The following is a 17019-nucleotide window of genomic DNA, read 5'->3' as shown; positions in this document are numbered from 1 at the left end:
GGAGGTGAAGAAAATGTCAGGAGAAGTTCTCTCTCAAAATGAAATAGACGCACTGCTTTCAGCCATTTCGACGGGTGAGGCGGATGCGGAAGAGCTGAAAAAGGAAGTTAAAGAGAAAAAAGTAAAAGTATATGATTTTAAACGGGCGCTCAGGTTTTCGAAAGATCAGATACGGAGTTTAACCCGGATACATGATAACTTTGCGAGGCTTCTCACAACACACTTTTCCGCCAAGCTCAGAACGTATATCCATATATCTGTCAGCTCAGTTGACCAGGTGCCGTATGAAGAATTTATCCGCTCCATACCGAACATGACGATCCTGAATTTGTTCGATGTTCATCCGATGGAAGGCAGGATCATGATGGAGGTTAATCCCACCATCGCATACGCCATGCTTGACCGCGTCATGGGAGGCATCGGCATCACCCATAACAAAGCTGACAATCTTACGGAAATAGAAACGAACATTATTTCTAATTTATTTGAAAATGCACTGGGCAACTACAAAGAAGCTTGGCAATCCATTGCTGATATTGATCCTGAAATGACTGAATTTGAAGTGAATCCTCAGTTTGTACAGATGGTTTCGCCAAATGAAACCGTCGTGGTCATTTCTCTCAATACGCAGATCGGTGAAATCAGCGGTGTCATTAATCTTTGTATTCCCCATGTCGTGCTTGAGCCGATAATCCCTAAGCTTTCCGTACATTATTGGATGCAATCAGATCGGAATGAAGCGAAGCCCGAAGAAACAAAGTTGCTTGAAAAGCGCATCATGACGGCACAAATTCCCGTAGTAGCTCTCTTGGGAGCTTCTGAACTGACAATAGAAGAATTTTTAAGTTTGGAAGCCGGGGACTGTATAACTCTGGACAAATCAGTGACTGATCCTCTTACTGTATTGGTCGGAAACAAACCGAAGTTTTTAGGGCAGGCCGGCCGGGTGAATCGAAGACAGGCAGTGCAAATTTTAGATCACGACATAAGAGGTGAACAAGATGAACAATAGATTATCTCAAGATGAAATCGATGCTCTTCTTAATGGCACAGGAAGTCAAGAGGATACAGAACAGCCTCAAAAGGCGAACTTGTCTGAACTTGAGCGCGATGCGATCGGAGAAATCGGGAATATTTCATTCGGCAGCTCGGCTACGGCGCTGTCCACTCTTTTAAATCAAAAAGTGGACATTACGACACCGAGTGTGACCGTCATTTCAAAAAGCAAAATCAGTGATGAATTTCCTCATCCGTATGTTGCCATTGAAGTGAACTACACAGAAGGATTTGACGGCAGCAATTTGCTCGTCGTAGAACAAAGCGACGCAGCCATCATCGCGGATTTGATGATCGGCGGAGACGGCCAAGGCGCCGATCCGTCACTCGGGGAAATCCACCTGAGCGCCGTGCAGGAAGCAATGAATCAAATGATGGGCTCGGCTGCTACGTCGATGTCGACCGTATTCAGTAAAAAGATCGACATTTCTCCGCCGCGGGTTGAACTTCTGGATGTGACGGAAGAAAAAGGGACGGACAGAATACCGGAGGATGACCTGCTTGTAAAAGTTTCATTCCGCCTGAAAGTCGGTGAATTAATCGATTCGAGCATCATGCAGCTTTATCCGCTTACGTTTGCGAAGGATCTGATCGCGGAGCTGATGAATACAGATCAGCCTGTGGCAGAAGCCGCAGAAACCGTGTCAGAACCGCAGGAAACATACGAAACGCCACAGCAGGAACCGGCCGTTCAGCAGGAACCGCAGGCAAAACCCGAGCTTCCGAAGAGACAGGGAACCGCTAAAAAAGCTGCTCCCGTTCAAGTCGCTCCGGTGGAATTCCAGGCGTTTGATCAAAATGCAGCGGCGGCGCACGGTTCAAGAAACAACCTTGATATGCTGATGGATATCCCGCTTTCCGTTACGGTCGAGCTCGGCAGAACGAAGAGAAGCGTCAAAGAAATCCTTGAACTTTCTGCGGGAAGCATAATTGAGCTTGATAAGCTGGCGGGTGAACCCGTTGACATCCTGGTCAATCAGCGGATCGTAGCAAAGGGCGAGGTCGTTGTCATAGAAGAAAACTTCGGCGTGAGAGTTACTGACATTTTAAGTCAGGCTGACCGCCTTAACAATTTAAAATAAGCGAACATAGAGGAGAGAAACAGATTATGGCACACAGAATTTTAATTGTAGACGATGCAGCATTTATGAGAATGATGATCAAGGATATTTTGGTGAAGAACGGTTTTGACGTTGTAGCTGAAGCTTCAGACGGAGCACAGGCGGTCGAAAAATTCAAAGAGCATTCACCCGACCTTGTGACAATGGATATTACAATGCCTGAAATGGACGGGATTACCGCATTAAAGGAAATTAAACAAATCGATCCGCAGGCGAAAATCATCATGTGTTCGGCAATGGGCCAGCAGTCAATGGTCATTGACGCGATTCAAGCCGGCGCAAAAGACTTTATCGTGAAGCCGTTCCAAGCGGACCGCGTGCTTGAAGCCATTAATAAAACATTAAGCTAAAGGGTGTACGACTGTTGAAAAAGAGTCATGGTTTACTAGCTTTGATTTGTTGTTTCGTTTTACTCAATGTACATCCGTTCCCTGCTTTTGCGGCGGAGTCTGATAATTCCACCGTCAACGAATGGTTTGACAAACAATCAACAAACAAAACAGAGAAAAAAAACGATACATCGAAACAAACGGCTGATCAAGAGATAGGGGATGCTTCTGCATCTTCTGTCTCCGCTTTTGATTTTGTAAAGATGATTGGGGCGTTATTATTTGTCATTCTGCTGATCTATGGATTTGTCAAACTGATGAATAAAAGAAACCGTCTGCTGAAGCCGTTTCAATATGTAGAAAATATCGGCGGAACGTCAGTCGGCCAAAACCGTTCCGTGCAGCTGATTAAAGTGGGAAACAGCGTACTTGTGGTCGGTGTCGGCGAGACGATACAGCTTTTAAAAGAAATTGAAGATGAAAAAGAGCGCGAGGCGATTCTGAGCCAATACGAAGAGGCGATGTCCTCAAAAGTGGAATGGAACAAACTCGTAAAGCCGCGTAAGGATGGAGAAAAAAAGCCGCAAACGATGCTTCCGTCGTTTTCAAAAGCGCTGAAAGAACAGCTGAGCGAGCTGAAACAAAGCCGTTCTGAAGGAAAAAAGAAAGGCCCGTATCATCATGAATGAATTTATTAATCTTTTTAATTCAAGCAGTCCGACCGAAGTCAGTTCTACTGTTAAGTTACTGCTGCTTTTGACCGTCTTTTCAGTGGCTCCGGGTATTTTGATTTTGATGACCTGCTTTACGAGAATCGTCATCGTCCTGTCTTTTGTGAGAACCTCACTGGCGACGCAGAACATGCCTCCGAATCAGGTATTAATCGGTCTTGCGCTGTTCTTGACGTTTTTTATTATGGCTCCGACTTTTTCAGAGATTAATAAGGATGCCTTAACGCCGCTGATGAACAACAAAATCAGTCTCGATGAAGCATATACAAAAGCCGAGAAGCCGATTAAAGAATACATGAGCAAGCATACAAGGCAAAAGGATCTGGCGCTGTTTATGAACTACGCCAAAATGAAAAAGCCCGAATCGATTCAGGATATTCCTTTGACGACGATGGTGCCCGCTTATGCGATCTCGGAACTCAAGACCGCTTTTCAGATGGGCTTTATGATTTTCATTCCGTTTTTAATTATCGATATGGTCGTGGCGAGCGTCTTAATGTCAATGGGAATGATGATGCTTCCGCCGGTCATGATCTCTCTGCCCTTTAAAATATTGCTTTTCGTTTTGGTCGATGGATGGTATTTAATCGTGAAATCTTTGCTTGACAGCTTTTAGGGTAGGTGCTAATTGTGAGTTCAGAATTTGTAATTTCCATGGCGGAAAAAGCCGTATACGTAACATTGATGATCTGCGGGCCGCTGCTAGCGATCGCGCTGATCGTCGGTTTGCTCGTCAGTATCTTTCAAGCGACAACTCAAATCCAGGAACAGACGCTTGCGTTCATTCCGAAAATCGTGGCGGTAATGCTCGGACTGATCTTTTTCGGTCCTTGGATGCTGTCGACGATTCTTTCGTTTACAACTGATCTGTTCTCTCATCTGAACCGATTTGCAGGGTAGAATCAAATGAATTCCATCATTGATTTATTTCCCGCTTTTTTATTGGTTTTTATTAGAATTTCTGCTTTTTTTGTAACGGTGCCGATCTTCGGGCACCGGAATCTGCCGGCGGTTCACCGAATCGGTTTTGCTTTCTTTCTTTCGGTGATCTGCTTCAGTACGCTGAAACATGCGCCGTCAGTTGACATAGGGGAACAGTATATGCTGCTTGTTATAAAAGAGGCCGTTGTGGGCTTGAGCCTCGGGCTGATTGCTTTCATGATGCTGGCAGCCATTCAGATCGCGGGTTCCTTTATTGATTTTCAGATGGGTTTTTCCATCGCGAATGTCATTGATCCGCAATCAGGAACGCAAAGCCCGCTGATCGGCCAATTCGTTTATACGCTGGCGCTGTTATTTATGCTCAGCGTAAACGCCCATTATCTATTATTGGACGGGATTTATTACAGCTTTCAGTATATTCCGCTTGATCAGGCATTTCCGTCGTTTGGAAATGAGCACTTTGGACTTTTTATCGCAAAAAGCTTCAATGCCATGTTTATTATCGCTTTTCAAATGTCTGCGCCGGTTGTAGCCAGTCTGTTTTTAGTTGATTTGGCGCTTGGCATTGTGGCGAGAACGGTGCCGCAGCTGAACGTTTTCGTTGTCGGGCTTCCTCTTAAAATAGCCGTGAGTTTTATTATGCTGATCGTTTGTATGGCGGTGATGTTTGTCCTCGTCCGCAATATCTTCAGCCTTACCGTTGAAACAATGCGAAATTTATTGGCATTGGTCGGTGTGACGTGATGAGACTCAGACTGAATCTGCAATTCTTTGCCGGTGAAAAAACGGAGAAAGCCACCCCGAAAAAACGAAAAGATACAAGAAAGAAAGGTCAGGTCCCGAAAAGTACGGATGTGAATACAGCCGTTTCTTTACTGATTATCTTTCTTTCGCTGATCGCGCTCGGCCCTTACATGCGGGACAGGCTGCTGTCCTTTATTAAAACGTTTTATACGAAATCGATAGCATTAGATCTGTCAGCGTCTAACGTACATGAGCTTTTTGTGGATACAGTGAAAGATATCAGCCTCATCCTTGCGCCGATTATGCTGGTCGCGCTTGTGGCGGGTGTCGTGAGCAACTACATGCAGGTGGGTTTTCTGTTTTCTGCGGAAGTTCTCAAACCTGACCTGAACAAGCTCAGCCCGCTGAAAGGATTTAAGCGGATATACAGCATGAGGGCGATTGTTGAACTGGTTAAATCGATTTTGAAGATTGCCGTAGTCGGTTTTGCCGCCTTTATGGTGCTCTGGCTGCATTATGGCGATATTCTCCGCCTTCCGCTTTTAACGCCTGCGGAAGTGCTCACATTCGTATCTAAGCTCACTCTTTGGATGGGGCTTGCGGGTTCAGGGGCTTTAATGCTGCTGGCCGGGCTCGATTACTTATATCAGCGTTTTGACTATGAGAAAAACATCAGAATGTCAAAGCAGGATATAAAAGATGAATACAAAAAATCGGAGGGCGACCCGATTATCAAGTCCAAAATTAAGCAGAAGCAGCGGGAAATGGCGATGAGGCGAATGATGCAGGAAGTGCCGAAAGCTGACGTCATCATTACCAACCCGACCCACTATGCGATCGCTCTAAAATATGATGAAAAGAAAATGGATGCCCCTTACATTGTTGCCAAAGGGGTCGATCATCTCGCATTAAAAATCAGGCAGATCGCCAAAGAACATGAGGTCATGACGATTGAAAACAGGCCGCTCGCGCGTGCGTTATATGATCAGGTTGACATCGACCAGGCCGTACCGGAAGAGTTTTTCAAAGTCATTGCGGAAATTTTGGCTTATGTCTATAAAACAAAACAAAAAGTATAGTGAATTTCAGATTCAAAAGGAGAGAAAAACAGCATGTCAACAAGAGATTTATCGGTTTTAATAAGTGTTGTCCTCATTGTGGCAATGCTGGTGATTCCATTCCCTCCATGGTTGTTAAGTATATTGATCATCATTAATATCTCTCTTGCGTTGATCGTGCTTCTCACCACAATGAATATGCAAGAACCGCTGCAATTTTCGATATTCCCGTCATTGCTGTTGTTATTGACACTGTTTCGGCTTGCGCTCAATGTGTCGACGACTCGTTCGATCCTTTCTCACGGAGAAGGGGGAAAGGTTGTTGAGACATTCGGGAATTTCGTTGTCGGCGGAAATGTGCTGGTAGGGCTTGTTGTCTTCATAATCTTGATTATTATTCAGTTTATCGTCATTACAAAAGGCGCCGAGCGGGTATCGGAAGTGGCGGCGAGATTTACGCTCGATGCGATGCCCGGAAAACAAATGAGTATTGACGCCGATTTAAACGCCGGCATGATTACGGAGCAGGACGCGAAACACAGACGTGAAAAAGTCGCCCGGGAAGCGGATTTTTACGGCGCGATGGACGGTGCGAGCAAATTTGTCAAAGGGGATGCGATCGCGGGTATCATCATCGTGATGATCAATATTATTTTCGGGATCGTAATCGGCATGCTGCAGCAGGGGATGAGCATACAAGAAGCTGCTTCTCACTTTACAATGCTGACGGTCGGTGACGGTATCGTTTCTCAAATGCCGGCCTTGCTTATTTCAACGGCTACGGGGATTGTCGTGACGAGAGCGGCATCTGAAGGGAACCTCGGTCATGATATTACAGGCCAGCTGTTCGCTTATCCGAAGCTCTTATATGTAGCCGCGGGAACTGTTCTTTTGCTTGGTCTTCTCACGCCGATCGGCATTCTGCTGACGGGGCCGATTGCCGGTCTGCTTGCATTCGGCGCTTATAAGCTGTCCAAAACGGATAAGCCGAGCGAAGAAGAGGAAGAAATTCTTGAAGAAGAGGCTCAGGCGGATGAACTGAAAAGCCCGGAAAGCGTTGTGCAGCTTTTACATATTGATCCGATTGAATTTGAGTTCGGATACGGCCTGGTACCGCTCGCAGACGCTGGTCAGGGCGGTGATCTTCTTGACCGCATTGTCATGATCAGACGACAGCTGGCGCTTGAATTAGGGCTTGTCATTCCGGTTGTGCGCATCAGGGATAATATCGCGCTTCAGCCGAATGAATACAGATTGAAAATTAAAGGCAATGAAGTCGCTAAAGGAGAGCTCCTGCTTGATCATTACTTAGCGATGTCACCGACGCCTGAAGATGACATGATTGAAGGAATTGAAACGATTGAACCGTCATTCGGGCTTCCCGCAAAATGGATCAGCGAAGCTGCGAAAGATGAAGCGGACATGCTGGGGTATACAGTTGTTGATCCGGCGTCAGTCGTATCTACGCATATTACGGAAAAAATTAAGCAGCATGCCCATGAACTGGTCGGCAGACAGGAAACAAAGCAGCTGATCGATCATCTGAAGGAAAATTATCCTGTGCTTGTTGAGGAAGTCACGCCAAATCCTCTTTCTGTCGGCGATATTCAAAAGGTGCTTGCTAAATTGCTGAGAGAAAAAGTTTCAATCAGAAACTTGGTGACCATTTTTGAAACACTTGCCGATTACGGAAGATTAACGACTGATTCAGATCTTTTGACGGAATACGCGAGACAGTCGCTTGCCAAACAAATCACGGCCCAATATGCGAGAGAGCATGAAACGCTGAAAGTCATCACATGCTCAGGCCGGGTCGAAAAAGCAATTGCAGACGGCGTGCAGCAGACTGAACAGGGCAATTACTTGTCGCTTGATCCTGAGGTTTCAGATAGTATCATCCGTTCTGTCGCTAAAGAGGCCGAGCAGCTTTCCATCCGGCAGGAGACGGCGATTCTTCTCTGTTCGCCTGCTGTCAGAATGTATGTAAAACAGCTGTTAGAACGCTATTTCCCTGATCTTCCGGTTCTTTCTTATAATGAGCTGGAAGCAAACGTTGAAGTACAGAGCATTGGAGTGGTGGATATTTAATGAAAATAAAAAAATTTACAGCCGCTTCAATGCAGGATGCCGCGAAGCAAATTAAAAAGGAACTCGGCAACGATGCCGTCATTTTACATTCCAAACAAGTAAAGAAGCGAAAATGGCTTGGGCTGCGGTCACAGCCGGCTGTTGAAGTGGTCGCTGTTTTAGATCGTGACGTCAGAGAAACGAGAAAAACGCCGCCGGCTGCCGATGAAGACATGAAAAAGACGGAAACGGCGAAAAAAGCCGAGCCTGTTCAGCCGCCGCGTCTTCCGGATCATGCTGCATCCGGTGATCTGGCGCGTTATAAAGAAGTGCTCCCCGAACCAATAAAAAAAGCCGAGAGACTACTGAAGCAAGCAGGTCTTCCTGATTACACGCAAAACGCCGTTTTGAGTGAATTGCTGCGTTCTTCGATTGCCACCGGTGATTTAACTGAAGACAATGTCAGCCCGAAACTGCAGGATTTGTTAGTGAAAAAACTCCCCTCAGCAGACAGGTGGCAGGAAGGGATTCAATCAAAATACGTCGTGCTTTTCGGTTCAACCGGGGCCGGCAAAACGACCACACTTGCAAAACTTGCAGCCGCATCAACGCTGACAGAGCACAAAAAAATTGCATTTATGACGACGGATACTTACCGGATTGCCGCAGTCGAACAGCTGAAGACATATGCGGAGCTGCTTCAGGCTCCTCTTGAAGTATGTTATTCAAAAGAAGACTGTCTGAAGGCGCAGGAAAAATTCGCTGAATATGACCATGTTTTCATTGATACAGCCGGAAGAAACTTTAAAGAAGAGCAGTATATTACGGAATTGCAAGAGATGATTCCGTTTGAAGCAGGCTTACAATCTTTTCTCGTATTATCTTCATCTGCAAAATATGAAGATATGAAACAGGTGCTGAAACAATTTTCCGGTGTGCCGGTCAATCAATTCATTTTTACGAAAACGGATGAAACCGCCTCACTCGGCTCCGTGTTTCAAGTGCTTTCTGAATCGAGAATCGGGGCCGCCTATTTGACAAATGGACAAGATGTGCCTGAAGACATCCTGTCGGCTTCACCAGAAGAATTTGTCAGGATGCTTTTGACATGAAACCCGATCAGGCAGAGTCATTAAGAAGAAAAATGAGACAGCGGCAAATGGCCAAGCCGGAGCTGTATGAAAAAAAAGCGAAGACATTAGCCGTCATCAGCGGCAAAGGCGGCGTCGGAAAATCTAATTTAACATTAAACATGGCCGTTGCCCTGCAGGAAAAAGGAAAAAAAGCACTCATCATTGATCTTGACATCGGGATGGGCAACATTGATGTGCTGATCGGTGCGGCATCTGCACGCACTATTATTGATGTGATGGAGAATCGGTACGCGTTGGCTCAATCACTGTCCTCCGGTCCGAAAGGCCTTCACTACATATCCGGAGGATCAGGGCTTGAGGCGATTTATCAAGCTGACAGAGAGAAGTGGTCAGCATTTATGAATGGTCTTTCCGCTGTATTAAGCGATTTTGATTACGTTCTGTTTGATATGGGAGCGGGACTTTCAAAAGAACAGCTGCCGTTTATTTTATCGGCAGAAGATATTCTCGCCGTGACAACGCCTGAGCCGACGGCAATTATGGATGCCTACAGCGCGATCAAACATCTCACCCTCGCGGATGAGCGGCTGACCGTAAATATTGCCGTCAATCGCGCCCGGACCCAAAAACAGGCGCTGGACACGTACAGCCGTCTTTCTTACGCGATTCACACGTTTTTAGGCGCGGAGGTGCGTTTCGCCGGCTCCATCCCGGATGATCCGCTGGTAAGTCAAGCTGTCATTGACCAGGTGCCTTTTTTAATAAAAAGTCCTCAAGCAAAAGCCAGCAAGTCCGTCCGTCTTTTGACGGATGTCTTGTTTCAAACGGAAGAAAACAAACCAAGAGAAGAGAAACCGGCATTTATTGAGAGATTATCTTCTTTTTTAATGAGGAGGACTTTACAGTGATTCGTGTGCTTGTCGTTGATGACTCAGCTTTTATGAGAAAAATGATTACCGATTTTCTGGCTGCGGAAGTGCAGATAGAAGTCATCGGGACAGCCAGAAACGGGGAAGAAGCGCTGAAAAAAATAGAGCTTCTCAAGCCGGATGTTGTCACGCTTGATATTGAAATGCCGGTCATGAACGGAACGGATACATTGCGGAAAATCATCAGCATATACAAACTTCCCGTAATCATGGTATCAAGTCAGACGCAGCAAGGAAAAGACCGAACGATCAACTGCTTGGAAATGGGTGCCTTTGATTTTATCACCAAGCCTTCCGGAGCGATTTCACTTGATCTTTATAAAATTAAAGAACAGCTGATTGAAAGGGTGATTGCCGCGGGACTGTCCCTCGCAAAAGAAACTGAGCCGGCGGTGAAAGAGCCCCTCACCCCGGAACGTCCGGCTGCTGTGGGATTTGAGAGGCCGAAAGCAAAATCTGCTAAGCAGGCCGTATTCATTGCGACCTCTACAGGCGGACCGCGGGCTTTGCAAAAGGTGATTCCGAAGCTGCCGAAGGATTTACAGGCGCCTGTATTTGTCGTGCAGCACATGCCTGAAGGCTTTACCGCTTCACTTGCAGACAGGCTGAACCATTTGTCAGATATTCAGGTGAAGGAAGCGGAAAACGGTGAAGAGGCTAAAGATGGATGGGTGTACATCGCGCCCGGCGGAAAAAATATGACGGTTGCCGAGGAAGGCGGAAGGCTCCGCATCATTCTTGACGTTCATGATACGGAAAGCCGGCATAAACCGTCGGCCGATTATTTGTTTCGTTCGGCAAGCCGATTGTCCGATTATGAAAAGGTAGCCGTCATTATGACCGGCATGGGCAGCGACGGAACCGAAGGCGTAAAAGAAATGCTCAGAACAGGCGGCGTTAAAACGATTGCGGAATCCGACGAATCCTGTGTTGTGTTCGGGATGCCGAAGTCAGCGATAAAAGCGGGCCTCATTCATGAAATTAAACATGTGGAAGAAATCGCGGCATCCATCACCGGATGTGTGAAAAAAGAGAGGGTGTGAATCAATTGGATATGAATCAATATTTAGATGTCTTTATTGATGAAAGTAAAGAGCACTTACAGACATGTAACGAAAAGCTGCTGCTGTTGGAAAAAGATCCGTCAGACCTTCAGATTGTGCATGACATCTTCAGAGCTGCCCATACGCTGAAAGGCATGAGCGCAACGATGGGATATACTGATCTGGCGCATTTAACTCACTTGATGGAAAATGTGCTGGACGCTATCCGCAACGGAGAGATGCCGGTCACATCAGATTGGCTGGATGTGCTGTTTGAAGCGCTGGATCATCTTGAAGAGATGGTGCAGTCCATTATTGACGGAGGAGACGGCAAACGTGATATTTCTGAAGTGAGCGCAAAACTCGATGTAAACGCGGTGCATGAGACTGCCGCTTCAGCTGAAACAGCAGAACCGCCGGCTTCAACGAAACAGGCTTCAGCTGAATGGAATTATGATGAGTTCGAACGGACTGTCATCGAAGAGGCAGAAGAGCAAGGATTCAGCCGCTATGAAATAACGGTTTCCCTGAATGAAAACTGCATGCTCAAAGCCGTGCGCGTGTACATGATATTTGAAAAGCTGAATGAAGCGGGGGAAGTCGCAAAAACGATACCCGCCGCGGAAGTGCTTGAGACGGAAGATTTCGGAACGGATTTTCAGGTGTGCTTCTTGACAAAGCAGCCTGCTGAGGAAATTAAAGACCTCATCAGCGGCATTTCAGAAGTGGAGAACGTCGAAATTTCTGTCGGCGCGCCGTTAAAAACGGCCGAAAAACCGCAAGCAGCTGAACCGGTGAAGGACGTTCCGGTTAAAAAGACTGACAAGCAGCCGAACCCGCAAGCGAAAACGGAAGAACAGCCGAAGCATCACAGCGGATCGAAAACGATTCGTGTCAACATTGAAAGACTGGATTCTTCAATGAACCTTTTTGAAGAGCTTGTCATTGACCGCGGACGTCTTGAGCAGATCGCCAAAGAGCTAGATCACAATGAATTGACTGAAACCGTCGAACGCCTGACCAGAATCTCAGGAGACCTTCAATCTATTATTCTGAATATGCGGATGGTTCCGGTAGAAACCGTCTTTAACCGTTTCCCGAGAATGATCCGCCAGCTTCAAAAGGAATTAAATAAGAAAATTGAATTGTCCATCATCGGCGCTGAAACAGAGCTTGACCGCACGGTGATTGATGAAATCGGCGATCCGCTTGTCCATTTAATCAGAAACAGCATCGATCATGGCATCGAAGCGCCTGAAGTGCGGGTGAATAAAGGAAAACCGGAATCAGGCCATGTCGTGCTTAAAGCATATCACAGCGGCAACCACGTCTTTATTGAGGTTGAAGATGACGGGGCCGGCCTGAACAGAAAGAAAATTCTCGAAAAAGCGCTCGAACGGAATGTCATCACTGAACGTGATGCCGAAACGCTTGAAGATAATGAGATTTACGAGCTTATTTTTGCTCCGGGCTTCTCGACTGCCGATCAAATTTCTGATATTTCAGGCCGGGGTGTCGGCCTGGACGTTGTGAAAAACAAACTTGAATCACTCGGCGGCTCGGTCAGTGTCAAATCCGCGGAAGGCCAAGGCTCTCTTTTCAGTATTCAGCTTCCGCTGACACTTTCAATTATATCCGTCCTTCTCATTAAACTTGAAGAAGAGACGTTTGCGATACCGATTTCTTCTATTATAGAGACGGCTGTGATTGAAAAGAAAGATATCCTGCAGACGCATGACAGAGAAGTGATTGATTTCAGAGGACAGATTGTTCCGATTGTCTACCTGAAAAAAGAATTCGGCATTACGGATTCAAAACAGGATGCGGATCAGTTCCATGTGATCGTCGTGAAAAAGGGCGATAAATCTACCGCTTTTGTCGTGGACTCTTTTATCGGCCAGCAGGAAGTCGTACTGAAATCACTCGGAGACTATTTAACGAACGTCTTTGCGATTTCCGGCGCTACGATTCTCGGAAACGGAGAAGTGGCGCTGATTATTGATTGCAATGCGCTGATCTACTAAAACGACACGAGGAGGTGCCCTTATGACTGCTGAAATCAAAACAGGTGAAAAAATGATTGTGTTTATGATAAACGGGAAAGAATACGCTATCTCAGTTTCCCAGGTGAAATCAATTGAAAAGTGGCAAAAACCGACGAGAGTCCCGGGTGTGGAACCTTATATCCGCGGTGTTATCAATCTGCGCGGGGTGATTACGCCGGTTCTTGATTTAAGAAAACGTCTGAACCAGCCTGAACAGGACATCACAGAAGAGACGCGGATTATCATTATTTCTTACCGCGACGCCGATGTCGGGTGGGTTGTGGATGAGGCTAATGATGTCATCACCGTGCATGAAAATGAAATTGAATCCGCGCCTGAAAGCCAGACAAAGGAAGCGGATGTGTGGATTAAACAGATCGTCAAGCAAGATAACAGGCTCCTCAATATTATTGATGCGCATGCGGTGCTGGATAAAGGTGCTTCTGCATCTGCATCCGGAGAGCCGAATGCTTAAAGGGGATAAGACAACATGAGTAAGTTTGAAGCGATCAAAGAAGAGCAGATGGATATTTTGCGGGAAGTCGGAAATATCGGAGCGGGTCACTCAGCCTCTGCCATGGCTCAGCTGCTGAACAGAAAGATAGATATGGAAGTGCCGTTTGCGACCTTATTGACATTTGATGAGCTCGCTGATTTTTTCGGAGGTGCCGAAACGCCGGTCGCCAGTATCTTTTTAAGAATGGAAGGCGACATGACCGGTTCTATCTTTCTCATCATGCCTTTTGATCAAGCGGAACAGTTTATCAGAGAACTGATCGGAAATCCGGATTTTGATATTGACCAGTTGGGTGAAGATCATTTGAGTTCTTCTGCTTTACATGAGTTCGGCAATATTTTAGCAGGTTCCTATTTAACGGCATTGGCTGATTTGACGAAGCTTGAGATTTATCCGAGTGTGCCGGAAATCTCACTGGATATGTTCGGTGCGGTTATCAGTGAAGGACTCATGGAGCTCAGCCAAGTCGGGGAACATGCCATTGTCGTGGATACTTCTATTTTTGACCAAGGCAGCCGGCAGGAGCTCAAAGCCCATATGTTTATGCTCCCGGACTATGATTCTTTTGAAAAGCTCTTCGTCTCATTGGGTGCGGCTTTATGAGTCGTGCGGAATCTGCAGTCGTTAAAGTGGGGATTGCGGATGTTCAAATCGCGCGTTATCCGGATAAAATCCGGACTTCGGGACTCGGTTCATGCGTGGGACTGGTTTTATACGATAAAGACAAACAAACGGCGGGACTCGTTCACGTGATGCTGCCGGACTCCGGTTTATCGAAAACAGCGGAACTGAACCGCGCAAAATATGCGGACACCGCCGTAAAGACGACGATTGACATGCTTTTGAAAGCCGGATGCCGCAAGTTTGCCCTGAAGGCAAAGCTCGCAGGGGGAGCGGAGATGTTTAAGTTTAAAATGACAAACGATCTGATGAAAATCGGCCCAAGGAACGTAGCGGCCATTAAAGAACAGCTTTCATTGTATAACATTCCGGTCATCAGTGAAGATACCGGCGGCTCAAGCGGCCGGACGATTGAATTTGAGCCAAAGTCCTGCATGCTGCACATCCGAACTGTTAAACAAGGTGAAACAACGATTTAATTAAGGTATGAGGTAGGGGGATAACAATGCAATCCTTGAATTATGAAGATCAGGTGCTTTGGTCGCGCTGGAAAGAGTGGAAAGATCCTAAAGCCGGTGATGATTTAATGCGCCGTTACATGCCGCTGGTCACATATCATGTCGGCAGAATTTCCGTCGGACTGCCGAAGTCGGTGCATAAAGACGATCTAATGAGCCTTGGTATGCTTGGTTTATATGATGCCCTAGAAAAATTTGACCCCGGCCGGGATTTAAAATTTGATACCTATGCCTCGTTTAGAATTCGCGGTGCAATCATCGACGGGCTGCGCAAAGAAGATTGGCTGCCCAGAACTTCACGGGAGAAGACAAAAAAAGTCGAAGCGGCGATCGAAAAACTTGAACAGCGCTACCTTCGGAATGTGACGCCTTCAGAGATCGCAGAAGAACTGGGGATGACGGAGCAAGACGTAGTATCAACGATGAATGAAGGGTTTTTTGCCAATCTCTTATCAATTGATGAAAAGCTTCACGACCAGGATGACGGTGAGAATATTCAAGTGATGATCAGAGATGACAAAAATGTGCCGCCGGAAGAAAAAATCATGAAGGACGAGCTGATCGCCCAGCTTGCAGGCAAAATTCACGAGCTCTCTGAAAAAGAACAGCTTGTCGTCAGCTTATTTTATAAAGAAGAACTGACACTGACCGAAATCGGACAAGTCCTGAACCTTTCGACCTCCCGGATTTCGCAGATTCATTCAAAGGCGCTGTTTAAATTAAAGCATCTGCTTGAAAAAGTAATTCAATAATGAACTCATGGTTAGCGAGTGAAAAACATGTCAACACTATTATGGCTTTTAAGCTTTATGCTTCACGGCATACTGCTTTATGCCGTCATTATTCTGTATACGAGGTTTTCAGCCCTCAAGGAGACGGAGCGCCAGCAGAAGAAGATTCTTGAAGAGACGGAAAACACCCTTGCTGCGTTTCTGCTTGAGTTAAAAGAAGAAAATGAAAGACTCGAAGACGCCAAAAACCGAGCTGATCAAGCGCCGGACGCAGAAGACGCGGAATCCCGGCCTGTCAAACCGCAAAAAGAGCCTGATATTCCGGATCACATGGAAAAGCTCATCAGTGCCACGGAACAGGCCGAAAGTGAGGAAAACAGCGGCGCGTATTCGTTTGAAGAGCGCGTTTCAGAATTATATGAACAGGGGCTCACTCCCGCGGAAATTGCCAAACGGATGAAGAGCGGAAAGACAGAAATCGAGCTGTTTTTAAAATTTCGCGGCAAAGCTGTAAAGGATTCTTGATTGTCGCATAAAGCTGTGTTATATTATGTCTTGGTGTTAAATACACACGCTTAACGATTTATGCAGAGGGTGCTGCAGGCGGCAGTTCTGCACAAAAATGACCTAAGCGGAGGAAAAAAACCATTTTATTAGGAGGAAATCACATGTCAGTTATTTCTATGAAACAATTGCTTGAAGCTGGTGTTCACTTCGGCCACCAAACACGCCGCTGGAACCCAAAAATGAAGCGTTACATTTTCACGGAGCGTAACGGAATCTACATCATTGACCTTCAAAAAACAGTGAAAAAAGTAGAGGAAGCTTACAACTTCACGAAAAACCTTGCTGCTGAAGGCGGAAAAATCCTTTTCGTCGGCACAAAAAAACAAGCTCAGGATTCTGTTAAAGAAGAAGCTGTACGCTCTGGCATGTACTATGTCAACCAACGCTGGTTGGGCGGTACACTGACAAACTTCGAAACAATCCAAAAACGCATTAAGCGTCTGAAAGACATCGAAAAAATGCAAGAAAACGGTACGTTTGAAGTACTTCCGAAAAAAGAAGTTGTTCAATTGAAAAAAGAATTAGAGCGTCTTGAAAAATTCCTCGGCGGAATTAAAGACATGAAGGATCTTCCTGATGCATTATTCATCATCGATCCTCGCAAAGAGCGCATCGCTGTTGCGGAAGCTCACAAATTGAACATTCCTATCATCGGAATCGTAGATACAAACTGTGATCCTGATGAAATTGATGTCGTAATCCCTGCAAACGATGACGCAATCCGCGCTGTCAAACTTCTTACTTCTAAAATGGCAGATGCAATCTTAGAAGCGAAGCAAGGCGAAGAAGAAGCGGAAGCTGCTGAAGAGACTGCACCTGAAACGACAACTGCGTAACCTAATCAAAAGGTGATAAGAGGGACTGCCTTTTATCACCTTTTTTCAAGAAAAATGTATCTATACATAT

At 46.0% G+C, this 17019-nt stretch carries 19 protein-coding genes; all 19 read left to right on the top strand.

All coding sequences use genetic code 11. The features are described 5' to 3' along the window. The first annotated feature begins 13 nt into the window (after positions 1-13). The 19 genes from fliM (at position 14) to rpsB (ending at position 16949) form a co-directional block, all read left to right on the top strand. Positions 14-1012: a flagellar motor switch protein FliM gene (fliM, locus tag ACQE26_RS15610; RefSeq protein WP_047475000.1), complete on the top strand. Its 999-nt coding sequence runs from the start codon at positions 14-16 to the stop codon at positions 1010-1012. Then, complete coding sequence (gene fliY / locus ACQE26_RS15605; RefSeq protein ID WP_060962788.1) at positions 1002-2138, top strand: flagellar motor switch phosphatase FliY; 1137 nt, start codon at positions 1002-1004, stop codon at positions 2136-2138. The genes fliM and fliY overlap by 11 nt, the downstream gene beginning before the upstream one ends. A 26-nt stretch (positions 2139-2164) precedes the next feature. Further along, on the top strand, positions 2165-2527 hold the full coding sequence (cheY, locus tag ACQE26_RS15600) for a chemotaxis protein CheY (RefSeq protein WP_003154238.1): 363 nt from the start codon (positions 2165-2167) through the stop codon (positions 2525-2527). A 14-nt stretch (positions 2528-2541) separates the two neighbouring features. Next, the gene (fliZ, locus tag ACQE26_RS15595) at positions 2542-3195 is read left to right on the top strand and encodes a flagella biosynthesis regulatory protein FliZ (RefSeq protein WP_060962787.1); all 654 of its coding nucleotides are present in this window, start codon (positions 2542-2544) and stop codon (positions 3193-3195) included. Continuing rightward, positions 3188-3853: a flagellar type III secretion system pore protein FliP gene (fliP, locus tag ACQE26_RS15590; RefSeq protein ID WP_016936111.1), complete on the top strand. Its 666-nt coding sequence runs from the start codon at positions 3188-3190 to the stop codon at positions 3851-3853. Before fliZ ends, fliP begins: the two co-directional genes overlap by 8 nt. 14 nt (positions 3854-3867) lie before the next feature. Beyond that, positions 3868-4137, top strand: coding sequence for a flagellar biosynthesis protein FliQ (fliQ, locus tag ACQE26_RS15585; RefSeq protein ID WP_013352270.1), 270 nt, complete (start codon positions 3868-3870; stop codon positions 4135-4137). A 6-nt stretch (positions 4138-4143) separates the two neighbouring features. Next, entirely contained in the window at positions 4144-4923 is a 780-nt protein-coding gene (gene fliR / locus ACQE26_RS15580) for a flagellar biosynthetic protein FliR (protein WP_016936110.1), read from the top strand. Continuing rightward, on the top strand, positions 4923-6002 hold the full coding sequence (flhB, locus tag ACQE26_RS15575; RefSeq protein WP_060962786.1) for a flagellar biosynthesis protein FlhB: 1080 nt from the start codon (positions 4923-4925) through the stop codon (positions 6000-6002). Before fliR ends, flhB begins: the two co-directional genes overlap by 1 nt. A 33-nt stretch (positions 6003-6035) precedes the next feature. Next, the gene (flhA, locus tag ACQE26_RS15570) at positions 6036-8069 is read left to right on the top strand and encodes a flagellar biosynthesis protein FlhA (RefSeq protein WP_500470018.1); all 2034 of its coding nucleotides are present in this window, start codon (positions 6036-6038) and stop codon (positions 8067-8069) included. Next, positions 8069-9160, top strand: coding sequence for a flagellar biosynthesis GTPase FlhF (gene flhF, locus ACQE26_RS15565; protein WP_500470017.1), 1092 nt, complete (start codon positions 8069-8071; stop codon positions 9158-9160). The genes flhA and flhF overlap by 1 nt, the downstream gene beginning before the upstream one ends. Next, positions 9157-10050 (top strand): MinD/ParA family protein, encoded by an 894-nt coding sequence (locus ACQE26_RS15560; protein WP_500470016.1) that lies wholly within the window; start codon positions 9157-9159, stop codon positions 10048-10050. Before flhF ends, ACQE26_RS15560 begins: the two co-directional genes overlap by 4 nt. Next, a complete protein-coding gene (locus ACQE26_RS15555) occupies positions 10047-11114 on the top strand; it encodes a protein-glutamate methylesterase/protein-glutamine glutaminase (RefSeq protein WP_489202334.1) in 1068 nt (355 codons plus the stop codon). Before ACQE26_RS15560 ends, ACQE26_RS15555 begins: the two co-directional genes overlap by 4 nt. A gap of 5 nt (positions 11115-11119) precedes the next feature. Beyond that, the gene (cheA, locus tag ACQE26_RS15550; RefSeq protein WP_500470015.1) at positions 11120-13138 is read left to right on the top strand and encodes a chemotaxis protein CheA; all 2019 of its coding nucleotides are present in this window, start codon (positions 11120-11122) and stop codon (positions 13136-13138) included. Positions 13139-13160: 22 nt separating this feature from the next. Then, the gene (gene cheW, locus ACQE26_RS15545) at positions 13161-13634 is read left to right on the top strand and encodes a chemotaxis protein CheW (protein ID WP_016936103.1); all 474 of its coding nucleotides are present in this window, start codon (positions 13161-13163) and stop codon (positions 13632-13634) included. Positions 13635-13649: 15 nt separating this feature from the next. Then, entirely contained in the window at positions 13650-14279 is a 630-nt protein-coding gene (gene cheC / locus ACQE26_RS15540) for a CheY-P phosphatase CheC (RefSeq protein WP_014417781.1), read from the top strand. Then, positions 14276-14776 carry a chemoreceptor glutamine deamidase CheD gene (gene cheD, locus ACQE26_RS15535; protein ID WP_500470014.1) on the top strand — a complete coding sequence of 167 codons (501 nt, stop codon included), beginning with the start codon at positions 14276-14278 and terminating at the stop codon, positions 14774-14776. The genes cheC and cheD overlap by 4 nt, the downstream gene beginning before the upstream one ends. Before the next feature lie 26 nt (positions 14777-14802). Further along, entirely contained in the window at positions 14803-15567 is a 765-nt protein-coding gene (gene sigD / locus ACQE26_RS15530; protein ID WP_003154217.1) for an RNA polymerase sigma-28 factor SigD, read from the top strand. A gap of 27 nt (positions 15568-15594) precedes the next feature. Continuing rightward, positions 15595-16071, top strand: a complete 477-nt coding sequence (locus tag ACQE26_RS15525) for a Swarming motility protein SwrB (RefSeq protein WP_500470013.1) — start codon at positions 15595-15597, stop codon at positions 16069-16071. A 143-nt stretch (positions 16072-16214) separates the two neighbouring features. Then, entirely contained in the window at positions 16215-16949 is a 735-nt protein-coding gene (gene rpsB / locus ACQE26_RS15520; protein ID WP_500470012.1) for a 30S ribosomal protein S2, read from the top strand. The last annotated feature ends 70 nt before the right edge of the window (positions 16950-17019 follow it).

The organism is Bacillus sp. 5RYD7K, from assembly GCF_059831465.1.
Note: the sequence above shows the minus strand (reverse complement) of the source record. Positions and strands in the feature narration are given on the sequence as shown.